The sequence below is a fragment of the Massilia sp. WG5 genome (genome assembly GCF_001412595.2).
Lineage (GTDB): Bacteria > Pseudomonadota > Gammaproteobacteria > Burkholderiales > Burkholderiaceae_D > Telluria.
The window spans coordinates 1,536,747-1,557,138 of sequence record NZ_CP012640.2 but is presented as its reverse complement, the minus strand read 5'-3'; the positions used below and the strand labels follow the sequence as shown (position 1 = coordinate 1,557,138).

At 67.4% G+C, this 20,392-nt stretch carries 17 protein-coding genes; 8 read left to right on the top strand and 9 right to left on the bottom strand.

Features of this window, described 5'->3' with window-relative positions:
* Nucleotides 1-5: 5 nt before the first annotated feature.
* Entirely contained in the window at nucleotides 6-644 is a 639-nt protein-coding gene (locus AM586_RS06825; RefSeq protein ID WP_047826330.1) for an SdpI family protein, read from the bottom strand.
* A 23-nt stretch (nucleotides 645-667) separates the two neighbouring features.
* The gene (locus tag AM586_RS06820) at nucleotides 668-949 is read right to left on the bottom strand and encodes an autorepressor SdpR family transcription factor (protein ID WP_047826214.1); all 282 of its coding nucleotides are present in this window, start codon (nucleotides 947-949) and stop codon (nucleotides 668-670) included.
* A gap of 135 nt (nucleotides 950-1,084) precedes the next feature.
* On the opposite strand from AM586_RS06820, the gene AM586_RS06815 reads away from it, so the two are divergent.
* From AM586_RS06815 to AM586_RS06805, 3 genes are all read left to right on the top strand, one after another.
* Entirely contained in the window at nucleotides 1,085-1,927 is an 843-nt protein-coding gene (locus AM586_RS06815) for a PhzF family phenazine biosynthesis protein (RefSeq protein ID WP_047826213.1), read from the top strand.
* Nucleotides 1,928-2,085: 158 nt separating this feature from the next.
* On the top strand, nucleotides 2,086-2,841 hold the full coding sequence (locus AM586_RS06810) for a hypothetical protein (protein WP_047826212.1): 756 nt from the start codon (nucleotides 2,086-2,088) through the stop codon (nucleotides 2,839-2,841).
* 72 nt (nucleotides 2,842-2,913) lie between these two features.
* Nucleotides 2,914-5,874, top strand: coding sequence for a bifunctional diguanylate cyclase/phosphodiesterase (locus AM586_RS06805; protein ID WP_229411267.1), 2,961 nt, complete (start codon nucleotides 2,914-2,916; stop codon nucleotides 5,872-5,874).
* Here AM586_RS06805 and AM586_RS06800 read toward each other — a convergent pair.
* Entirely contained in the window at nucleotides 5,871-6,227 is a 357-nt protein-coding gene (locus tag AM586_RS06800) for a DUF4124 domain-containing protein (RefSeq protein WP_047826211.1), read from the bottom strand. The genes AM586_RS06805 and AM586_RS06800 overlap by 4 nt on opposite strands.
* 191 nt (nucleotides 6,228-6,418) lie before the next feature.
* Between AM586_RS06800 and AM586_RS06795 the strand changes: the two genes are divergently transcribed.
* Nucleotides 6,419-8,479 (top strand): ATP-binding protein, encoded by a 2,061-nt coding sequence (locus AM586_RS06795; RefSeq protein ID WP_052234420.1) that lies wholly within the window; start codon nucleotides 6,419-6,421, stop codon nucleotides 8,477-8,479.
* 61 nt (nucleotides 8,480-8,540) lie between these two features.
* On the opposite strand, the gene AM586_RS06790 is transcribed toward AM586_RS06795, so the two are convergent.
* From AM586_RS06790 to ompR, 4 genes are all read right to left on the bottom strand, one after another.
* Nucleotides 8,541-8,951, bottom strand: coding sequence for a YXWGXW repeat-containing protein (locus AM586_RS06790; protein ID WP_047826210.1), 411 nt, complete (start codon nucleotides 8,949-8,951; stop codon nucleotides 8,541-8,543).
* Between the two features lie 79 nt (nucleotides 8,952-9,030).
* On the bottom strand, nucleotides 9,031-9,834 hold the full coding sequence (locus tag AM586_RS06785; protein WP_047826327.1) for a fatty acid desaturase: 804 nt from the start codon (nucleotides 9,832-9,834) through the stop codon (nucleotides 9,031-9,033).
* A 105-nt stretch (nucleotides 9,835-9,939) separates the two neighbouring features.
* Nucleotides 9,940-11,301 carry an ATP-binding protein gene (locus tag AM586_RS06780; protein WP_047826326.1) on the bottom strand — a complete coding sequence of 454 codons (1,362 nt, stop codon included), beginning with the start codon at nucleotides 11,299-11,301 and terminating at the stop codon, nucleotides 9,940-9,942.
* 12 nt (nucleotides 11,302-11,313) lie between these two features.
* On the bottom strand, nucleotides 11,314-12,072 hold the full coding sequence (ompR, locus tag AM586_RS06775) for a two-component system response regulator OmpR (protein ID WP_047826209.1): 759 nt from the start codon (nucleotides 12,070-12,072) through the stop codon (nucleotides 11,314-11,316).
* A 189-nt stretch (nucleotides 12,073-12,261) separates the two neighbouring features.
* On the opposite strand from ompR, the gene AM586_RS06770 reads away from it, so the two are divergent.
* The 3 genes from AM586_RS06770 to AM586_RS06760 all read left to right on the top strand — a co-directional run bounded on the left by AM586_RS06770 (nucleotide 12,262) and on the right by AM586_RS06760 (nucleotide 16,576).
* The gene (locus AM586_RS06770) at nucleotides 12,262-12,672 is read left to right on the top strand and encodes a hypothetical protein (RefSeq protein ID WP_052234419.1); all 411 of its coding nucleotides are present in this window, start codon (nucleotides 12,262-12,264) and stop codon (nucleotides 12,670-12,672) included.
* Nucleotides 12,673-12,802: 130 nt separating this feature from the next.
* A complete protein-coding gene (locus AM586_RS06765; RefSeq protein WP_047826208.1) occupies nucleotides 12,803-14,674 on the top strand; it encodes a flagellar assembly protein A in 1,872 nt (623 codons plus the stop codon).
* Nucleotides 14,675-14,704: 30 nt separating this feature from the next.
* A complete protein-coding gene (locus AM586_RS06760) occupies nucleotides 14,705-16,576 on the top strand; it encodes a M2 family metallopeptidase (RefSeq protein ID WP_082439696.1) in 1,872 nt (623 codons plus the stop codon).
* A 38-nt stretch (nucleotides 16,577-16,614) separates the two neighbouring features.
* On the opposite strand, the gene AM586_RS06755 is transcribed toward AM586_RS06760, so the two are convergent.
* The gene (locus AM586_RS06755) at nucleotides 16,615-17,688 is read right to left on the bottom strand and encodes an HDOD domain-containing protein (RefSeq protein WP_047826323.1); all 1,074 of its coding nucleotides are present in this window, start codon (nucleotides 17,686-17,688) and stop codon (nucleotides 16,615-16,617) included.
* Nucleotides 17,689-17,847: 159 nt separating this feature from the next.
* On the opposite strand from AM586_RS06755, the gene AM586_RS06750 reads away from it, so the two are divergent.
* Nucleotides 17,848-18,327: a chemotaxis protein CheW gene (locus AM586_RS06750; RefSeq protein ID WP_047826207.1), complete on the top strand. Its 480-nt coding sequence runs from the start codon at nucleotides 17,848-17,850 to the stop codon at nucleotides 18,325-18,327.
* A gap of 6 nt (nucleotides 18,328-18,333) precedes the next feature.
* Here the strand turns inward: AM586_RS06750 and AM586_RS06745 are convergent, their stop codons facing one another.
* Nucleotides 18,334-20,322, bottom strand: a complete 1,989-nt coding sequence (locus AM586_RS06745) for an ATP-binding cassette domain-containing protein (RefSeq protein ID WP_047826206.1) — start codon at nucleotides 20,320-20,322, stop codon at nucleotides 18,334-18,336.
* Nucleotides 20,323-20,392 lie beyond the last annotated feature (70 nt).

Below are 20,392 nucleotides of genomic sequence, written 5' to 3'. Positions count from 1 at the left end.
CGGCTTCAAGGCTGCTCCAGCCGCCTGTAGTAGATAAGCGAGTAAGCGGCCGGCGCCAGCGCCCCCAGCACGATCGCCCCGATCCCCAGCCCGAAGGGCAGGTCCAGCACCGCCGCCCCCAGCGCCACCAGCCCGCCCGCCACCATGGTCTTGCCGGCCAGGCGGTGGGTGGCGTACCAGACGCGGTCGCTGGCCAGGGTCCATGGCGTGCGCACGCCGAGCCAGAAGTTGCGCTTCACCTTGCCGAGCACGTTCCCCAGCAGGACGATGGCGGCGCCGATGCCGCCGAGCAGGGCGCGCGCCATCGGCATCGTGCCGGTCGAGACGCCCCACAGCAGCACCGCCTGGATATAGGCGAGCAGGGCCGCGACCACGATGCCGCAGTACCACCAGGTCGCGCTGAAGCCGCCGACCCGGAAGCGCTCGGGCGACACGCCCGGCAGCACCGTCCACAGCAGGGTCAGCACGGCCAGCAGCAGCGGCTGCGTGAAGACCCAGCCGCGCGGACCGTAGCGGTCGAGCTCGCCCACTGCATTCCAGTGCGCGGGCACGGTCGCCGGCAGGCGGCTGTAGACCAGCAGCGTGGCCGCCAGCACGAGCAGGCACAGCGGAACCGAGCACCACAGGAATCCCTTCTTCGTCATTGCCATCTCCCTTCATTTCCCTTTTATCGATCGTTCGGACCGCGCGCCATGTCCAGGGTCCAGGCCAGCACATCCTCCAGGACCGTCGTGTTCAGCGCGTACCAGATGGTCTGGCCTTCACGCCGGCTGGTGATGAGGCCGGCGTCCTTGAGCACCGAGAAATGGTGCGACATGGTCGGCTTGCTCATGTCGAAGCGGGCCGCGACGTCGCCCGCCGTCATCTCTTCCTTGCGCAGCAGGTGCAGGATCTCGCGCCGCGTCGGATCGGCAATGGCCTTGAAGGCGCCGGTGAGCTTGCCCGTCATGTTCGATTCTTTTCTAATTAGATGATTGCCTAAATATAGGCCGGGCCGGCGCCGACGTCAAGCCATCCGCGAAGCGCGCCGGACGGTATCATGATGTTTCTTCTACCTCTTCCATGACCAGCAGGAGCAAACACCATGAACACATCGTCCACCTCGGTGCTGCGCATCGCCGCCTTTTCCGACGGCGACCAGGGCGGGAACCCGGCCGGCGTCTGGCTCGGCCCGGCGCTGCCGCCGGAGGCCGAGATGCAGCGCCTGGCGCACGAAGTCGGCTTTTCCGAGACCGCCTTCGCCGTCAGGCAAGCGGACGGCTTCCGGGTGCGCTACTTTTCGCCGGCGGCCGAGGTGCCGTTCTGCGGCCATGCCACCATCGCCCTCGGCGCCGCGCTGGCGCGCACCTTCGGCGACGGCGTCTATCCGCTGGCCCTGAACCAGGCCAGCATCACCGTCGAAGGCCGGCACGAGGGCGGAATGGTCGCCGCGGCGCTGCAGTCGCCGCCGACCCGCAGCGCGCCGGCCGATCCGGTGCTGGTGGCCGCCGCTCTCGCGCTGTTCGGCTACGCCGAGGCCGACCTCGATCCGCGCATTCCGCCGGGCCTGGCCCATGCCGGCAACGACCACCTGGTGCTGGCCCTGGCCAGCCGCGAGCTGCTGGCCGCCATGCGCTACGAGCTGGAGGCCGGCCGCGAACTGATGCAGGCCTACGGCATGCCTACCATTGTGCTGGCGTGGGCCGAGAGCGCGCGCCGGTTCCATACCCGTAACCCGTTCGCGTTCGGCGGCGTCTACGAAGATCCGGCCACCGGCTCCGGCACCGCCGCCCTGGCCGGCTACCTGCGCGACCTCGGCTGGCCGCACGGCGGCGCGATCGACGTGGTGCAGGGCGAGGACATGGGCATGCGCTCCCTCCTGCGCGCCGATATCGGGGAGGCGCCCGGCAGTTCGATCCGGGTTGCGGGCACGGCGCGTTTCATGTAGGCGCATCCAGGCGCAAGCGGGCAGGGCGTCTTCGCACGCTCATGCGAAAAAATGAATTGGGGGCAAAAAAGGCGTTTCTTCCGGCCTTCGTTTTTTTTTAAGGGATTGATAATAATCAAAACGAATTGTTCATTATCCCTTTAATAGGAAGCCCAATCATGGATATGTGCAGCCCCGCCATCCGCCTCGCCGCAGCAGCAGAAGGCATGCCTGTCGAGCGCTTGCCGTTCACGATCCGCCGCGTGGAGACGGAGAGCAGCCTGTGGAAGGCGGTTGCCATCCGTCACGCCGCCTATGCGCGCCACGTGCCCGACTTCGCGCGCACGCTGACCGTGCCCGAGGCCAGCGACTATGAGGACGGCGCCGTGGTACTGATCGCCGAATCCAAGCTGGACGGCACGGCGCTGGGCACCGCGCGCATCCAGACCAACCTGAACGGCCCGCTGCACATCGAGGACTCGATCGAACTGCCCGAGTGGCTGCAAGGCCGCCGCCTGGCCGAGGTGACCCGCCTGGGCGTGTCCGAAGGACGCATCGGCCACGTGGTCAAGGTCGCGCTGATGAAAGCCTTCTTCCAGTACTGGGAGCAGAGCGGCACCGAATTCGCCATCGCCACCGGCCGCGCGCCGATCGATCGCCAATACGAACAGCTGATGTTTTCCGACGTGTTCGAGCCGGGACAGATGATTCCGCTCAGCCATGTCGGCAACATTCCGCACCGTGTGATGGCCTTCGAGATTGCCACCGCCGAGGCTCGCTGGACCGCGGCCAAACATCCGCTGCTGAAATTCGTACGCCAGACCAATCATCCCGATATCCAGATCGGCGAGTTGCGGACGCGCCACAAAATCGGGACGGTCCTGCCCCAGCGGACGCTCGCCGAAAGCCGGATCAGGGCGTTTGCCGCCGCCTGAGCCAAAAATTGCATGACGGAATCATAGTCAGGATGTATCCTTGCGGGCAAATTCGTTCAATCGATTGCCCTTATGTTTCAGCCGTTCCAGCGTTCCACTCCATTGCAGAAGAAGCTCCCGGTGACGGCCGCGCATCGCGTCGTCGAGGTGATGATGCGTCTGCTCTCGGTCTACCTGGTGCCGGCCGGCGTGGCGTTGGCCTCGGTGCTGGCGCTGGCGCTGTGGAATAGCCACGACGTCGCCTCCGGAGGCCAGGCGCTGGGCTTGCGCGTGGTGGCCGAGGGCAGTGGGCCGCTCCAGCCCGCCGCGGCGCTGCGCCAGCTCGCGCAGGCCGAGCCGGTCGATTTCTACGATACCCATCTTTCCGAAGCGCCGCTGTGGTTCAGGCTGCGTACCTCCGGCGTGGCCGGCGATCTGGTCGAGTTCCCTTCGCGCCATGCGCTCGCGATCCGCTGCTGGGACGCCGCGACCCTGCAACTCCTGGGCGACGCCTCGCGTGGCGGCGAGTCGGGGGCGCTGGCCGCGGTCAAGTCGGGCTTCGCCCTGCGGTTGCCGAGCGTGCCGGCCGACGTGCTGTGTCGCGCCACCTTTTCGGGCCCGGCGCACCTGACCGCGCTGCTGTGGCCGGCCGGCGAGCTGGCGCTCTCGACCCAGCAGTTCCACCGCCAGTCGGGCCTGCTCGACGGCGGCATGATCGTACTGAGCCTGTTCATCCTGATCACCGCCATCATCAACCGCCAGGTGCTCTACCTGCAATTCGCCGCCTGGCTGATCCTGAACCTGCGCGTGGGCGCGCTGTCGGCCGGCTGGGACACCCAGTGGCTGGGCCAGCTGGTGCCGCCCGACTGGCTGCTGCCGAGCCGCGCGCTGACCATGGCGCTGTACTCGATCTCGACCGTCACGCTGTACATGACCCTGTTCGGCGCCGAGCTGCTGCGCACCCGCTTCGCGACGCCCTTGCGCATCATGCAATGGGTATGCCTGGTCCTGCTGCCCTGCGCGCTGTGGCTGCCCTACGGGAACTTCCTGCCGGTGATGTGGGGTATCGTGGCGGCCGGGCTGACGCTCATGATCCTCGGCCTGGTCAACCTCATGCTGCGCTCGCAGTCGCGGGTGGCGATCTGGTTTGCCGCCTCCTTCGTCGTGACCTACCTGGGCGGCCTGACCGAAGTGTTTTCGGCCGCCCTCGGCGCACGCCAGCTGCTGGGCGTGGCCAACAGCGTGACGGCGGCGCTGGCTTCCAGCCTGCTGGCGGCGCTGGCGGTGGCTGAACAGATGCGCATCGAGACCGAGCGGCGCCTCGAAGCCCAGGACAAGCTGCAGCAGGCCTACGAGGCGATGCCGGTCGGCCTGTTTACCCTCGACACCTACGGCAACTTCCTGAGCGCGAATCCGGCCCTGCGCAAGATGCTGGGCGTCGACAAGATCATCCCGGGCCGTACCGCCTGGAAGCAGTTCTTTGCCGAGGGTGTCTGGACCGAACTGCAGGAACAGGTGCACCGCCAGAGCGAGGCCGAGATGCAGGTCGCCAGCCGCGACGGCGGCCAGCGCTTCATGATCAGCGCCACCCTCGCGGGCGGGCGCATCGAGGCCGTGCTGCAGGACGTCACTGAAAAGACCCGCGCCACCGAGCAGCTGCGCTTCATGGCCAACAACGACCCGCTCACCAAGGTCTACAACCGGCGCGGGCTCGAGAAGATGTTCGAGACGGTCGCCGCCACCGCGGCCACCGGCCGTCCCTTGACCCTGGCCTACCTCGACCTCGACCGCTTCAAGCTGATCAACGACCTGTTCGGCCACGCGGCTGGCGACGAAGTCCTCAAGCAGGTCTGCGAGCGCGTCTCGATGACCCTGGCCGGCAACCAGCAGGTGGGCCGGGTGGGCGGCGACGAATTCGTGATCGTGATGCCGGATACGGCGATCTCGATGGCCTCGCTGATCTGCCGCAGCATCGTCGACCGCATCGGCGGCTCGCCCTACCGGGTCGGCGACAAGGCCTTCCACGTGCGCGGCTCGGTCGGCCTGATCGAAGTTGCGCCGGGCATGGAGATGAAGGACGCCGTCTCGACCGCCGACCGCGCCTGCCGCGAAGCCAAGGACGGCCACAGCGAAGGCCTGGTGGTGTACAAGCGCGGATCGAGCGCCTTCCACGAGCGCGAGGCCGAACTGAACCTGGTGGCGCGCCTGTCCGGCCCGAACGCGACCGACGGCATGTTCCTCGAGATGCAGCCGATCATGTCGCTGCGTTCGCCGCACGAATCCCTGAACTTCGAGGTGCTGCTGCGCATGCGCGAGGACGACGGCCGCGTGTCGCCGGCCGGCCCGCTGATCGCGGCGGCCGAGAAGAGCGGGCGCGCGGGCGTGATCGACCGCTGGGTGCTGTCCAGCACCCTGGCCTGGATCGAGGACCATGCCGAGTCGCTGACCAACACCCGCTTCGTCTGCATGAACCTGTCGGGCGCTTCGCTGAACGACGAGCGCTTCGTCCAGGACACGCTGGAGATCCTGGCGCGCTATACCCACGTGGCGAGCCGCCTCTGCATGGAAATCACGGAGAGCGTGGCCCTGCACGACCTCGACAACACGCGCCGCTTCATCGACCAGGTGCGGGCGTTCGGCGTGAAGGTGGCGCTGGACGACTTCGGCGCCGGCTACACCTCCTTCTCCTACCTGAAGGAACTGCCGGCCGACGTCCTGAAAATCGACGGCAACTTCATCGTCAACATCAACGCCCATCCGGCCAACGTGGCCATCGTCGAGGCGATCGTCAGCCTGGCGGTCAACCTGGGCATGAAGACGATCGCCGAATGGGCCGAGGATGCGGAGACGGTGCGCACGCTGGCCGAAATCGGCGTCGATTACGTGCAGGGTTATGCGATCGCGCGCTCGCAGCCGCCGGAAAAACTGCTGGCGGCCAGTTCCTCGGCCAGCTTCATCAAGAACGAGGACGTACAGCAGCTGGTGCGCACCCTCGGCGCCTCGGCCAACGAGCCGGCGCTGGTCGACGTCGCGCAGCTGCGCGACCTACACTAATTCAGTCCGGCCAGGCGCGGCCGGGCTTCCTGCAGCATCATCATGCGGCGCGCTTCCTTCAGGGTCGCGACGTCGCGCGACAGCGGGGCAGGACGGACCTCCTGGGGCCGTTTCCAGCCGACGTGACGCAGTTCCGCGGACGTGACGACGTGGCGTTGCGGCAGCCGCGTCTCGCTCGACAGCCTGACCGTCGCGGCGCCGCTCTCGCAGGGCTGGTCGGTCAGGGTCACGTGGCCGCTCGCATCGACACATTTCACGATTTCGTTGCCGGCCATCGCCGCCGGCGCCGCCACGGCTGCCGACAGGGCGGCAACGGCGGCGATCATGCTCAGCAATCCAACTGGGCGCTTCATAATGATCTCCTGTGATGTCAGGCACAGTGTGCGCGCCGGGTCCGCCATCCTCTGTTCGTTGCCTCACCCTGGCCCGGGCCATCGTTCGCGTGTCTTTGTAGGACATCGCGCCCCCGGCAACAGGTGCGCTCGGCGGTAATCTGTGACATCATGCCCGATTGATAATTCGATATGTCCTGAATACTCCCTACATGCCGTCCCACCCCGACCTCGCCTCGAGCGAGGAGCTGCGTTACCGCGAGCTGTTCCGGCAAGCTCCGGTCAGCCTCCAGATCCTTGCCCCGGATGGCCGCACGCTGCGCGTCAACAAGGCATGGGAATCGCTGTGGCAGATCCACGAGGGGAGCGAGCTGCAGAAGTACGTACTCAGCGGGTACAACGTCCTCGCCGATCCGCAATTGATCTCGAACGGCATCCATGCCTATCTGGCGCGCGCGCTGGCCGGCGAGTCGGTCGAGATTCCGGCGATCCGCTACGACGTCGGCCAGCTCGAGGGCGGCGTCCGGCACGTGCGCTGGGTGACGGCGCGCGCCCATCCGATCAAGGACGAGGACGGCGCCGTGCTCGAGGTCATGCTGATGCACGAGGACATCACCGAGCGGATCGAGGCCGAGCGCGCGCTGCGCGTGCGCGAAGAGCGCTTCCGTTCCCTGGTGATGGCGACCTCGCAGATCGTCTGGACCAGTACGCCGGATGGGCGCGTGTTCGAGGACTCGCCTTCGTGGCGCAGCTTCACCGGCCAGACCTACGACGAGTGGAAGGAACACGGCTGGCTCGACGCCCTGCATCCGGACGACCGTGAACGCGTCGGCCGGCTGTGGGCGGAGTGCGTGGCGACCCGCACCGTGTTCGAGACCGAATACCGCCTGCGCCGCGACGACGGCTGCTACCGCTGGACCGCGGTGAAGGGCGTGCCGGTCCTCGACGAGGACGGGGGCCTGCGCGAGTGGATCGGCGCGAACATCGACATCCATGAGAAGGTCGTGGCCCAGGCGGAGCAGGCGCAGCGCCTGGAGCGGGAAAGTCATCATGCCGCCTTGCTGGCGCGGGTCGCGCGGGCCTCGCGCACCCTCCACACGGTCCGGACGGGCGGCGAAATGGCTGAAGCGCTGGTGCAGGAGGTGCGCGGCATCCTCGAAGTGCACCAGGCCGTGGTGTCGCTGAACGACGGCGAGACCTGGTCGCAGGCCATCACCGCGGTATCGCTGTCGGACAAATATGCGCACTACCAAGGCTATGCCGTGGCGCCCGACGGCAGCGGGATCTACGCGGAAGTCTGCCGCACCAACCGTGCGATGCGCCTGACGCAGGACGAGCTTGTCGCGCATCCGGCCTGGAAGGGCTTCGGCGCCTACGCCGCGTCGCATCCGGTGCTGCGCGGCTGGCTCGCCGTCCCGCTCATCGACCGCCACGGCAGGAATATCGGCCTGATCCAGGCCTCGGACAAGTACGAGGGCGAGTTCACGGAAGAAGACGAAGCGATCCTGGTGCAGCTGGCCTCGATCGCCGCTACCGGCTTCGAGAACGTGCGCCTGGTCGCCTCGCTGCAGGAGCAGGACCGGCGCAAGGACGAATTCCTGGCCATGCTGGCGCACGAGCTGCGCAATCCGCTCGCGCCGATCTCGGCCGCCGCGGACCTGCTGAGGATCGGCCACGCCGGCGCGGAAAGGGTGGCCCGTGCGAGCGAGGTGATCGGCCGCCAGGTACGCCACATGACATCGCTGGTCGACGACCTGCTGGACGTCTCGCGCGTCACCCGCGGCCTGATCCACCTGGAGCGCAAGCGCATCGAGCTCGGCGCCATCGTCGCCAGCGCGGTCGAGCAGGCGCGGCCCCTCGCCGAGGCGCGCGAGCAGGTGCTGGCGGTCGACCTGGCGCCCGCTTGCGTAGCCGTGGTCGGCGACGCCAACCGCCTGGTGCAGGTGATCGTCAACCTGTTGAACAATGCGGTCAAGTACACGCCGCGCGGCGGCCGCATCCTGCTCTCGGCCGTGCACGGGGAGGGAAAGGCGAGCATCGCGGTCCGCGACAACGGCATCGGCATCGACGCCGCCCTGCTGCCGCACGTGTTCGACCTGTTCACCCAGGCCGAGCGCACGCCGGATCGTACCCAGGGCGGCCTCGGCATCGGCCTGGCGCTGGTGCGCAATATCGTCGCCCTGCACGGCGGCACGGTCACGGCGCACAGCGACGGCCCCGGCAGGGGCAGCGTGTTCACGATCGTCCTCGACACCGCCGGCGCGCCGTCATGATGAAAAGGCGCTGCCGGACCAGGGGCCCGGCAGCGCCGTTCAGCGAAGCAAAAGCAGGGGTTTAGCTGCGGTTCGGGTTGTTCGGACGCGCATCCATGCGGTTCGGCACACCGTCGCCGTCGCGGTCATGGTCGCGGCGGTTGGGGACGCCGTCGCCGTCGCGGTCACCGCGGCGCCAGCCGCCGCGTTCCATTACCCAGTGGCCGTCGCGCTCGACCCAGGTCGGGGCGTTGTAGGCGTAGCCGTGGCGTTCGCGCAGCCAGGTGCCGCGCGTCCAGACGTAGCGGCCATGGCGGTATTCCCAGTGGCCCGGCGCCCAGACGTGACCATGGCGCGGCCGCGGGATGCGCTCGGCGCGCGGCGGCGGCGGGGCCTCGCGGATGATCACGGTGTCGGCCGCGGCCGGGACGGCGATGCTGCCGAAGGAACCGGCGAGCAGGGTGGCGATGAGAACCTTATGCAACTTGTTCATTGTGGCCTCCATGGTGAGTTATGTTGCAGTTTCACTCTACGCCCCGGAGGCGGCCGCGACTGTGCGCGGCTTAACGCGCTCAGGCTTTCGCACCGTTTTCCGCCAGCACGGTGCGGTCGCGCTGTTCAAGTACGCCGGTTTCCACGCGGTTGACCGTCACCAGGCGGAACAAGGCCAGCACCCGGATGATCAGCCAGCCACCGTCGAACTCCCACCAGCGCATCGACGCCTTCGCCGAGGCCGGATAGGCATGGTGGTTATTGTGCAGTTCCGCACCGCACAGGAGGATGGCGATCGGGAAGAAATTGCGCGAGTGCTCGCGCGTTTCGAAGTTGCGGTAGCCGACGACATGGAAAAAGCCGTTGGCGAAGCCGGCCGCCCAGACCGGCGACACCGAGAGCTGGAACAGCCAGATGTACAGGCCATGCTCGGCGCCGAACAGCGCCATCTCCGCCAGCAGGAAGAACCACGCGCCCTTGAAGCGGTGCTTCGTATAGAGATGGGTGTCCATCCAGTCGTCGTTGATGCCGACGCCGTAGGTCTTGATCACCTGCGGATCGGTCGCCGCCTTGCGGTACAGGAGCACGCCCTTGGCCAGGACGGTCCCGAGGCCGTGGATGACCGGGCTGTGCGGATCCTCGACCGTGTCGGTCTTGGCGTGGTGCTTGCGGTGCACGGCGACCCAGGCCTTCGTTGTCATCCCGAATGTCGTCAGGAAGATCCACATGCGGAAGAACTGGCACATCAGCGGATGGAAGGTGATGGCGCGGTGGCTGCGCGACCGGTGCAGGTAAAGCTCGCTCGCGATGATGCTCAATGCGAACGACACCGCCATGGCCAGCATGACGGCCTTCGGCGACAGATGAATAAGGCCTGAAAACATCGTCTTTCCTTTTTGTGAGATTACAAACTGGAAAGAAGAATAGCGGGACTGCCTTGTTTTCTAAGCCACGATTACAGCCGTTTTTACCGTCTATCTTCGGGTAATTCAGGCGGCCAGCGGAAACGCGAACTGCAGCACCAGGCCGCCGCCCTCGCGGTTGCGCACCTGCAGCTCGGCGTTGTGGCGAGTAAGGACGCGCTCGACGATCGCCAGGCCCAGGCCGGCGCCGTTGGCCTGGCCGCGCGCCGTGTCGAGGCGGGTGAAGGGGCGCAGCAGCAGCTGGATCTGGTCGTCCGGCACGCCGACGCCATGGTCGCCGATCTCGACCACGGCGCGGCGGCCGTGGCCCGTCATCCTGACATGGCAGGCGATGTCGATTTCAGTGACGTCGGCGCCCGGGGTCTTGCCGTAGCGGCGGGCGTTCTCGATCACGTTGTTGATCACGCGCCGCAGGTCGGTGGCGTTGGCCGGCACGTGGATGCCCTGTTCGATGGCGGTGCTGGTGCGTACGTCCGGCAGGCGGGCCGCCGCGTGCGCGCAGTCTTCCAGCAGCTCGGACAGGTCGACCGGCACGAAGGTGGCGGCTTCGGTCGGGCGCGCGAAATCCAGGAACTGGCCGATGATGGCGTCCATCTGCGCGATGTCGGACTGCATGCCCTCGCGCGCTTCCTGCGACAGGTTGGCCATCTCGACTTCGAGCTGCATGCGCGCCAGCGGCGTGCGCAGGTCGTGCGAGATGCCGGCCAGGATGATCGCGCGGTCCTTTTCGAGCTGCTGCAGGTCGTCGACCATCTGGTTGAAGCTGCGGTTGGCCTCGATGATCTCCTGCGAGCCTTTTTCGGGCAGCGGGGCGGGGCGCTTGCCCTCGGCGATCGCGCGCGCGGCCGCGGTCAGGCGCGCCAGCGGCAGGTTGACCAGGCCCGAGATCAGGGCGGCGCCCAGCAGCGACAGCGCGCCCACCACCGTGGCCCAGCCCAGCCACTGCACGCCGGTGAGGCCGGCGATGCGCTCGCGTTCGAGCATCAGCCAGTACTTGTCGCCGTCGATATCGAAGCTCATCCAGAAGCCCGGCATGTCGTTCACGCGGCGCGAGAAGCGCGTGTCCTGGCCCAGCTTTTCGCGCACGCGCGCGGCGATTTCCGGCATCAGGGAATTTGCCGGCGGCGGCTCGACCTTGTCGTCCGGCTCCAGCGTGAGGATGCGGATGCCTTCGTTCGACACCAGCTCGATCAGCAGCTCGCGCCGCAGGTCGGGCGAGGAGTGGGTCAGCGCGGCCTTGGTGAGGGTCACCACCGACACCAGCAGTTCGGCGGTCTGCTCGGCCTGCTTACCGCGCTGGAACACGTTGATCATCCCGATCCACGAGGCGATCGACAGCCCGGTCAGGAAGGAGAGCAGCAGGAAGGTGCGCCAGAACAGGCCGCTCTTCAGGCGGCCGAACGGGCGCGCGCGTCGCGCTTCGGACATCGTCGGGAACACTTAGCGCGGCTGGCCTTCCGGGATGAACACGTAGCCCAGGCCCCAGACGGTCTGGATGTAGAGCGGGCTCGAAGGATCCGGTTCGATCAGCTTGCGCAGGCGCGAGATCTGGACGTCGAGCGAGCGGTCGAACACCTCGTACTCGCGGCCGCGCGCCAGTTCCATCAGCTTCTCGCGCGACAGCGGCTGGCGCGCATGGCGGGCGAACACCTTGAGCACCGAGAATTCGCCGGTCGTCAGCGGCACCGTCTCGCCGTTCTTCTTCAGCGTGCGGGTGCCGAGGTCGAGCACGAAGTCGCCGAACTCGAAGGTCTGCGGAGTCTCGGAAGGCGCGCCCGGGATTTCGTCCGGGCCCTTGCGGCGCAGGACCGCGTTGATGCGGGCCACCAGTTCGCGCGGGTTGAAGGGCTTCGGCAAGTAGTCGTCGGCGCCCATCTCGAGGCCGACGATGCGGTCGACGTCCTCGCCCTTGGCGGTCAGCATGATGATCGGGGTCTGGTCGCCGGCGCCGCGCAGGCGGCGGCAGATCGACAGGCCGTCCTCGCCCGGCAGCATCAGGTCGAGCACCAGCAGGTCGTAGCGCTCGCGCAGCCACAGCTTGTTCATGGCCGGCGCGCTTTCCGCCGTCACCACCTGGAAGCCCTGTTCGGTCAAGTAACGGCGCAGCAGGTCGCGCAGGCGCACGTCGTCGTCGACCACCATGATTTTCGCGGAATGACCGTTGTTCTGGCCCCCGTTATTCGAATTTGTTGCATTCATGAGTCTGTCAATATTTGTCAGATTAATGTCGCTATGGTAACTTCATATGGCTTCGCGAACAGGAGATATTGCTGAGGCATTACATTGTGTTACAAACTTTACCCATTTGGCCTTATACCGTCGGTGGAATCCACATACACTGATTTCAACAGCTTATATCCTTACTTGGCATCGCGGAAGAGGCACACCATGAACAGCGTCAGCAACCACACCGCAGGAACGAAGGCAGGGCGTTTCGCCCGCTGCGCGCTTCGCAGTGCGCTGGCGTGCGCACTGGTTCTCGGCGCATCGGGCGCCGCGCTTGCCCAGCAGTATGGCGACCGCCGCGACGACCCCGCCATGCAGCAGCAGGGCGGCCGCGGCGCCGAGCACGAGCGCAGCGGCGGACGCTTCCAGCTGCCGCAGGAGCGCGATCCGCGCTACGACGTGCGCGCCTACGAAGAACAGCGCCGCATGCAGCAGTACCAGCAGCAGCAACAGCAGCAGCAGGACCAGCGCGACGCCCGCCGCGGGAGCGGCCGGATGACGCCCGACGAACGGCGCGACCTGCGCCGCCAGATCAACGAAGCCGGCATGGACCTCTACCCGCCGCGCCGTTGATACCGCTGGTTTCATTTCCATAACGCAACGTAGTTGCCAGATGTTTATTTAATTCGGGCAACGTGATACGCTACCCAGTCTATGCCTGGCCTAAACCTCGCCGGGCAGTAATCTGGACTGGGAGTTCCACGTGTCTACGGATTTTGCGCGCTTTTCCGCTTCCGGCCCCGAGCACTGCATCGCCAAGCGACACGACGGCGTCCACGCCGATCCGGCCGTGCTCGGCACTACCCTGGTTGCCGCCATCGACAGCATCTTCCGCGGCGGCCACTACCTCGCCGGCCTCGACTATCCGGTCCTGCTCAAGGCCTTGTTCGACCACGGCCCCGCGTTGCCGCAGGCGGCCGACGGCACGCCCGTGGCGCGGATCGCCGCCGACATCCTGCCTTTCGATCCCGCCCGGCGCGAGCTGTACCGCTCGGTGAAGATCGGCGCCGGCCGCGCCGAATACTATTTCGAGCCGGTCTGGTCGCCCGATCCCGCCGATCCGGAAGGCCCCGGCATGCCGGCCCGCCTCGACCTCGATGAATTCGTCGCCGACATGTGGCTCAAGGGGATCCGCTTCGGGCTCGACCTCGAGGCCGTGCGCGCCGCCATCGGCATGCACAAGGCCGATCGCATCACGGTGGCCCGGCGCCTCGATCCGGAGCCGGGGCAGGACGCGCGGATCGTCGAAGTCTCGGACGACATTCACCGCAACGACGCCCCGCGCCAGCTGGCCAACGGACGCCTCGACCTGAACAGCTTCCAGAACCGCTTCCCGCAGATCCAGCCCGGCGTGCGCCTGCTGCAGAAGGTGCCGCTGACCGCCGGCAAGCCCGGCTTCGAGATGTCCGGCACGGCGCTTCCGTCCAAGCCGGGCCGCGACGTCGACCTCGGCGAGTACGCCGGCGACGGCACCCGGGTCGAACGCCTGCAGGAGGGCGAGTTCCTGGTTTCGCAGCAGGCCGGCTTCCTGGCGGTCGACTCCTCGAGCAGCAGGATCTCGGTGGGCGCGAAGATCGTCAGCCGCGACGGCGTCAGCGCCAAGACCACCGGCAACCTGCAGCTCAGCGGCGATTACGAAGAGTTTGGCGAGGTGCAGGAAAAACGCGTCATCGAGGGCGAGAGCATCACCGTGCACGGCGACGTGTTCGGCGAGCTGGCCTCGCGCGGCGGCACGATTCTGCTGCACGCCAACCTGGTCGGCGGCAGCGCCCACAACCGGCATGGCGACATCCGCGTATGCGGGGTGGCGTCAGGCGCCGTACTGCAGGCCGAGGAGGGCGCCGTGCTGCTGGAACGCGCCGAGAACTGCGTGGTGTCGGGCAAGCGCGTCACGATCGCCCATGCGGTCAATTGCGAAGTGATCGGCGACGACGTCAGGATCGGCCTGGCCGAGGGCAGCGCCATCGCCGGGCGCCGCGTGACGGTCGAATCCGCGATGCCGCGCAAGCAGGGCGAGATGCTGGTCTACGTGCTGTGTCCCGACGGCGCCCAGGTGGACGAGGTCATCGCCGCGGTCGGCGAACGCCTGGCCCGGTTCGGCGAACTGGCGGCGCGCCACAAGGCCCGGATGGACGACATGACGGCGCAGCCCGAGGTGCGCCGCTACCTGATGCTGGCGTCGCGCGTGCGCAAGAACGAGATCAGCTTCACCCCCGAGCAGGCGCGCCAGTTCCAGCGCATGGGACAGGAGATCGGGCCGGCGCTGAAGGCGATCGGCGAGGTGTCCGGCCAGATCAAGCAGCTCGACGCCGACCAGGAGCAGGGCCGCAAGCTGCTGGCCGACCTCGAACGGCAGCGCCGCGACGCCTCCTGCGTCTCGGCCGTGACGGTGCGGCAGGTCGAGGGCGATACCCTGGTGCGCGTGCTCGGATTCAGCCCGGCGGCCGGCGCGCCGTATATCATTGCACCGCGCGAGACCAGGGCGCGCCTGCGCGGGCCGCAAACCGGCGAACTGCTGTTCTCCGGCGCGCAGGGAAGCTTCAGCTGGAGCAGCGAGCAGGTGGAGACCGCCTGACGACCGATAAGAACCAAGAGGAGAGAACAAATGAACATGATGCATCCACGCTATCGCCGCAGTGTGATCGCAACGCTGGTGGCCGGCGCCGTCATGGCGCTGCCGGCCGCCGCCGCCACCCGGGCGACGCCCACGAAAACCCAGGGCAAGCCGACCGTCGCCGAGGCGGAGCGCTTCATCAAGGACGCCGAGGACAGGCTCGAACAGCTCGGCCTGGACGCCCAGCGCGCCGAATGGGTGGCCGAGAACTTCATCACGCTCGACACCCAGACCATGACGGCCCAGGCCAACGAAGGCTACCTGACCCTGAGCGGCGAGACCGCCCTGAAGGCGCGCCGCTACAAGGACCTGAAGCTGCCCGAGGCGAGCGCCCGCAAGCTGATGCTGCTGCAGCAGACCCTGATGCTGCCGGAGGCTGCCGACCGCGCCACCTACGCCCGCTTGGCGGCGCACATGACCGGCGCCTACGGCTCGGCCAAGTACTGCCCGGAGGCCGCCGCCGGCGCCGCCGCCAAGCCGGCCTGCATGCCGCTCGGCGAACTCGAAAAAGTGCTGGCCACCAGCCGCGACCCGAATCGCCTGAAGGAAGCCTGGCTGGGCTGGCACGCCCAGTCGCCGGCCTACAAGGACGACTACGCGAAATACGTCGAGGTCTCGAACAAGGGCGCGCGCGCGATGGGTTATGCCGACACCGGCGCGCTGTGGCGCTCGGGCTACGACATGAGCCCGGAAGCCTTTTCAAGCGAGATGGAGCGCCTGTGGCAGCAGGTCAAGCCGCTGTACGATTCGCTGCACACCTACACCCGCTTCAAGCTGCGCCAGGCCTACGGCGCCTCCGTGGTGCCGGCGACCGGCCCGATCCCGGCCCACCTGCTGGGGAATATGTGGGCGCAGAGCTGGGACAACCTGTACCCGCTGCTCAAGCCCGCGGCGAAAGAGGGCGGCGAAGACCTGACCGCGCTGCTGGAAGAGCGCAAGACCGACGCCGTGGCGATGACCCGCTATGCCGAAGGCTTCTACACCTCGCTCGGCATGCGTGCGCTGCCTCCCACCTTCTGGGAGCGCTCGCTGCTGACCAAGCCGCGCGACCGTGAAGTGGTATGCCACGCCTCGGCTTGGGACCTGGACGGCAAGGACGACGTTCGGGTGAAGATGTGCATCACCCCGACCGCCGAGGACTTCCGCGTCATCCACCATGAGCTGGGCCACCTGTACTACGACCTGGCCTACAGCGGGCAGTCGCCGATGTTCAAGAACGGCGCCAACGACGGCTTCCACGAAGCCATCGGCGACACCGTGGCGCTGTCGATTACCCCGGCCTACCTGAAGAAAATCGGCCTGATGAAGACCGAGCCGGATCCGTCCCAGGACATCGGCCCGCTGCTCTACACCGCGCTGCAGAAGGTTGCCTTCCTGCCCTTCGGCTACATGGTCGACAAATGGCGCTGGCAGGTGTATTCCGGCCAGGTCAAGCCGGCCGACTACGACAAGGCCTGGTGGGCGTTGAAGGAACAGTACCAGGGCGTCTCGCGTCCGGCCCCGGTGCTCGACAAGGGGTTCGACGCCGGCGCCAAGTTCCACGTCGCCAGCGATACCCCGTACGCGCGCTACTTCCTGGCCCACGTCCTGCAGTTCCAGTTCCACCGCGCGCTGTGCCGCGAAGCCGGCTACACCGGCCCGCTGAACCGCTGCTCGGTGTATGGCAACAAGGAGGCCGGCGCCAAGTTCCAGCAGATGCTCGCGATGGGCAAGTCGAAGCCGTGGCCGGAAGCGCTGAAGGCCATCACCGGCGAAGACAAGATGGATGCGACGGCAATGCTGGATTACTTCGCGCCCTTGAAGCAGTGGCTGGACGAGCAGAACCGCGAGCTGGCGAAGACGGATGCGTCGGTGAAGCCCTGACATTTCCAAGGTCGTCCCCGCGCAGGCGGGGACGACGTTTACGGGTTGCGGGTCTTGACCAGCAGTTCGTAACACTCCGCCGCATCCTCGGGCAATCCCGCCATCAGCGCGGCATCCCCATCCTCCACCACCCCCTGCTCGGCCAGCATCCTGAGCTTCCCCAGGTAGTCGACCAGCATCAGCAGCCTCCCCAGCGGCGACATCGCGGCCCCCTTGCGCAGCCCGCCCTGTTCGCCCAGCGCCTGCACCACGCTGTCCGGGAAGTTCCACTCGCGCGCGATGTTGACGCTCAGCCGGCGCGTGTCGCGGCCCAGCTGGGCCCAGAACACGCCGGAGCCGAGCTGCGGCTCGCCCTTCGTGACCTGGTCCATGGTGCGCAGCGCCACGGTCAGGCCGACGTTCTGCAGCAGGGCGGCCAGGAAGGCGTCGAAGGCTTCGATGCCCAGGCGCGGCGCGAGTGCGCGCACTGCCATCGCACAGCGCTCCGAGTGCTCCCACAGGATCGGCGCCAGGCGCCGCACGTAGAAGCCGGAATGGACGTCGACGATGGGACGGAAGGCGACGGTCGTGATCAGCTGGCGCAGGCCTTCCTGGCCGATCAGGATCACGGCCTGCTCGACGCTGGTGACGGTGGCGCCGCTGCCCTGGTAGCAGCTGTTGGCGAGGCGGATCACCGCCGCCACCAGCACGACGTCGGACGAAATCGTGCGGGACAGCGCGCTGCCGGAGAAATTCTCGCTGCGCAGGCTTTGCAGCAGCTGCGGGATCAGGCCCGGCATGCGCCGCACCAGCGCCGCGCCCGACTGCTGCGAGGACAGGATCCCGGCCAGCGTCTCCAGCACCCGGGCCTCATGCGGATTGAGTTCCAGTCCGCCTTCGTCGGCGCGCTCGAACAGCCAGGCGTTCCAGGCGCCGCCGACATGCTCGAGGAGGTCGAACGGTACCGGCAGGCCGGACGGACGGGTTTCCACCCGGGCGGGCGCGGACGCCGGCGCAGGCGAGAGGACGGCGGCCGGCTCGGGCACTGACGCCGGCGCCGGGACCGGCGTGGAAGGCGCCGGGCGCGCGGGCGCGGCAGGGCCGGAGATCAGGCGTCGCAGCCAGCGGTACATGGTCGGTTCCTCGTGGTTTCGCTTGCGCACATGGGCGGACATTGTACGGACGCGCCTGCCGAAAGCAAGCTTGCTTCTGCTTATAGGAAAGATTGACTGCACTCAACTTTGTCAAAGGCTGCCGGTCGTAGCATGACAAGCTTGACGAAAGGACGCGCCATGCACGACACCCTGATATTCTCCGGTTCCCAAACCGCCCAGTTCCTGAGCTTCACGCTCGGCGGTCTCGAATATGGCATCGACTTCGGCAAGGTGCAGGAGTTGCGCGTGCTCAAGGCGCTCGAGCGCTTTGCCGCGAGCGGCGAGATCATCGGCGGGGTTGCCGTCTCGCGCGGGGTGGTCATCCCGCTGGTGGACATGCGGGTGGCCTGCGGCACTTCGCCGGACGCGCCCGATCCGATGACCGATGTGATCATCCTCAAGCTGTCCAGCTGCGTGATGGGGATGGTGGTGGATGGCGTGACCGGGGTGGTCACGCTGGGCGCGGAACAGGTCGCGCCGCTGCCGCCGGCCGCGGAGGACACGCATCCCGCCTACCTGCTCGGCCTCGGGCAGGTGGGCGGGCGGCGGCTGATTTTGGTGGATATCGAGAAGCTGATGTCGGTGCGCAAGCCGGCGGCGTCGCGGCAGGTGGCGTGAGCCGGCTCACGCCGCCAGGCTCTCCAGCTGCTCCTGCAAGCCCAGCCACTCTTCCTCCAGCGCCCCCAGATCGCGGACCAGGAATGCCTGGTCCGCCACCAGCGTCTTCAGCTCTTCCTTCTTGTCCGCCTCGTAGATCGCCGGCTCCAGCAGGCGCGCGTCGATCTCGCCCTTCCTCGCGTTCAGCTTGGCCATCTGCTCTTCCAGGCGCTTGATGCGGTTCTCGATCGGCTTCTTCACCGCGGCCAGGCGCTGGCGTTCCTCGGCTTCCAGGCGCTTCTGTTCCTTGCGGTCGACCGCTGCGATGGGCACTGCCGCCGCCGCGCCCGGCGCCGGTTTCTCGTCTTTCGACGGCAGCGGCGTGGCGCCGTCGCCCTTGCCCAGCTTGGTCTGGAACAGCCAGTTCTTGTAGTCGTCGAGGTCGCCGTCGAAGGGCTGCAGGCGGCCGTCGGCGACGATGATGAACTCCTCGGTGGTGGCGCGCAGCAGGTGGCGGTCGTGCGAGACCACCACCAGGGTGCCTTCGAACTGGGCCAGCGCCAGCGTCAGGGCTTCGCGCGTTTCGAGGTCGAGGTGGTTGGTCGGTTCGTCCAGCAGCAGCAGGTTGGGGCGCTGCCAGACGATCAGGGCCAGCGCCAGGCGCGCCTTTTCGCCGCCGGAGAAAGGCTTGATCGGGCTGGTGACCATATCGCCCGGGAAGTTGAAGCCGCCCAGGAAGTTGCGCAGCTCCTGCTCGCGCACGGTCGGCGCGATCTTTTGCAGGTGCCACAGCGGCGATTCGTCATGGCGCAGCATCTCGACCTGGTGCTGGGCGAAGTAGCCGATCACCAGGCCCTTGCCGAGGGTGGCGGTGCCGGCGAGCGGCGCCAGTTCGTTGGCGATCGTCTTGATGAGCGTGGATTTGCCGGCGCCGTTCACGCCCAGCAGGCCGATGCGCTGGCCGGTCTGCAGCGAGAAGTTCACGCGGTGGACGATGGTCTTGCCGCCGACCTTGTCGCCATGGCCGTCGAGGATCGGGTAGCCGGCGTCGACGTCTTCCATCACCAGCAGCGGATTCGGCGCCGACAGGGGATCGCGGAATTCGAACGAGAATTCGGCGGCGGCGCGCAGCGGCGCCAGCTCTTCCATCTTGGCCAGCGCCTTCATGCGGCTCTGGGCCTGGCGCGCCTTGGTGGCCTTGGCCTTGAAGCGGTCGACGAAGGATTGCAGGTGGGCGCGCGTGCGCTGCTGCTTTTCGAAGGCGGCCGCGGCCAGCACCATGTGCGCGGCGCGCTGGCGCTCGAAGGCGGAGTAGTTGCCCGAATAGCGCTTCAGCTTGCGCTCGTCGATGTGCACGACCACGTTCACGATCTCGTCGAGGAAGTCGCGGTCGTGCGAGATGATGATCAGGGTGCCCGGGTAGCGCTTCAGCCAGTCTTCCAGCCAGATGATCGCGTCCAGGTCCAGGTGGTTGGTCGGCTCGTCCAGCAGCAGCAGGTCGGAAGGGCACATCAGGGCCTGCGCCAGGTTCAGGCGCATCCGCCAGCCGCCCGAGAAGCTGGCCACCGGCTGCTGCATCTGTTCCAGCGAGAAGCCCAGGCCCAGCAGCAGCTGCTCGGCGCGCGACTGCACGGTATAGGCGTCGGCGTCCGCCAGCGCCGAGTGCACGTGGCCGATCGCGATCCCGTTTTCCTGGGTATGCGGGGCCGCTTCCAGGCGCTCCAGTTCCGACTGCAGCTCGCGCAGCTTGACGTCGCCGTCGATTGCGTAGTCGATCGCCGGACGGTCGAGCGCCGGGGTCTCCTGGGCCACATAGGCCATGCGCCAGCGCTGCGGGAAATCGATCTCGCCCTGGTCGGGGTGGAGTTCGCTGCGCAGCATCGCGAACAGGCTGGATTTGCCGGCGCCGTTCGCGCCGATCAGGCCGATCTTGTCGCCGGGATTGAGGGTGAGGTCGGCGTCTTCGAGCAGCGGCTTGGTGCCGCGCATGAGACTGACGTTGGAGAATCGGATCATAAGAAGCCTTAACCAACGTCGTCCCCGCGCAGGCGGGGACCCAAGTTGTCGTGACCCGCCACGAGCTTGG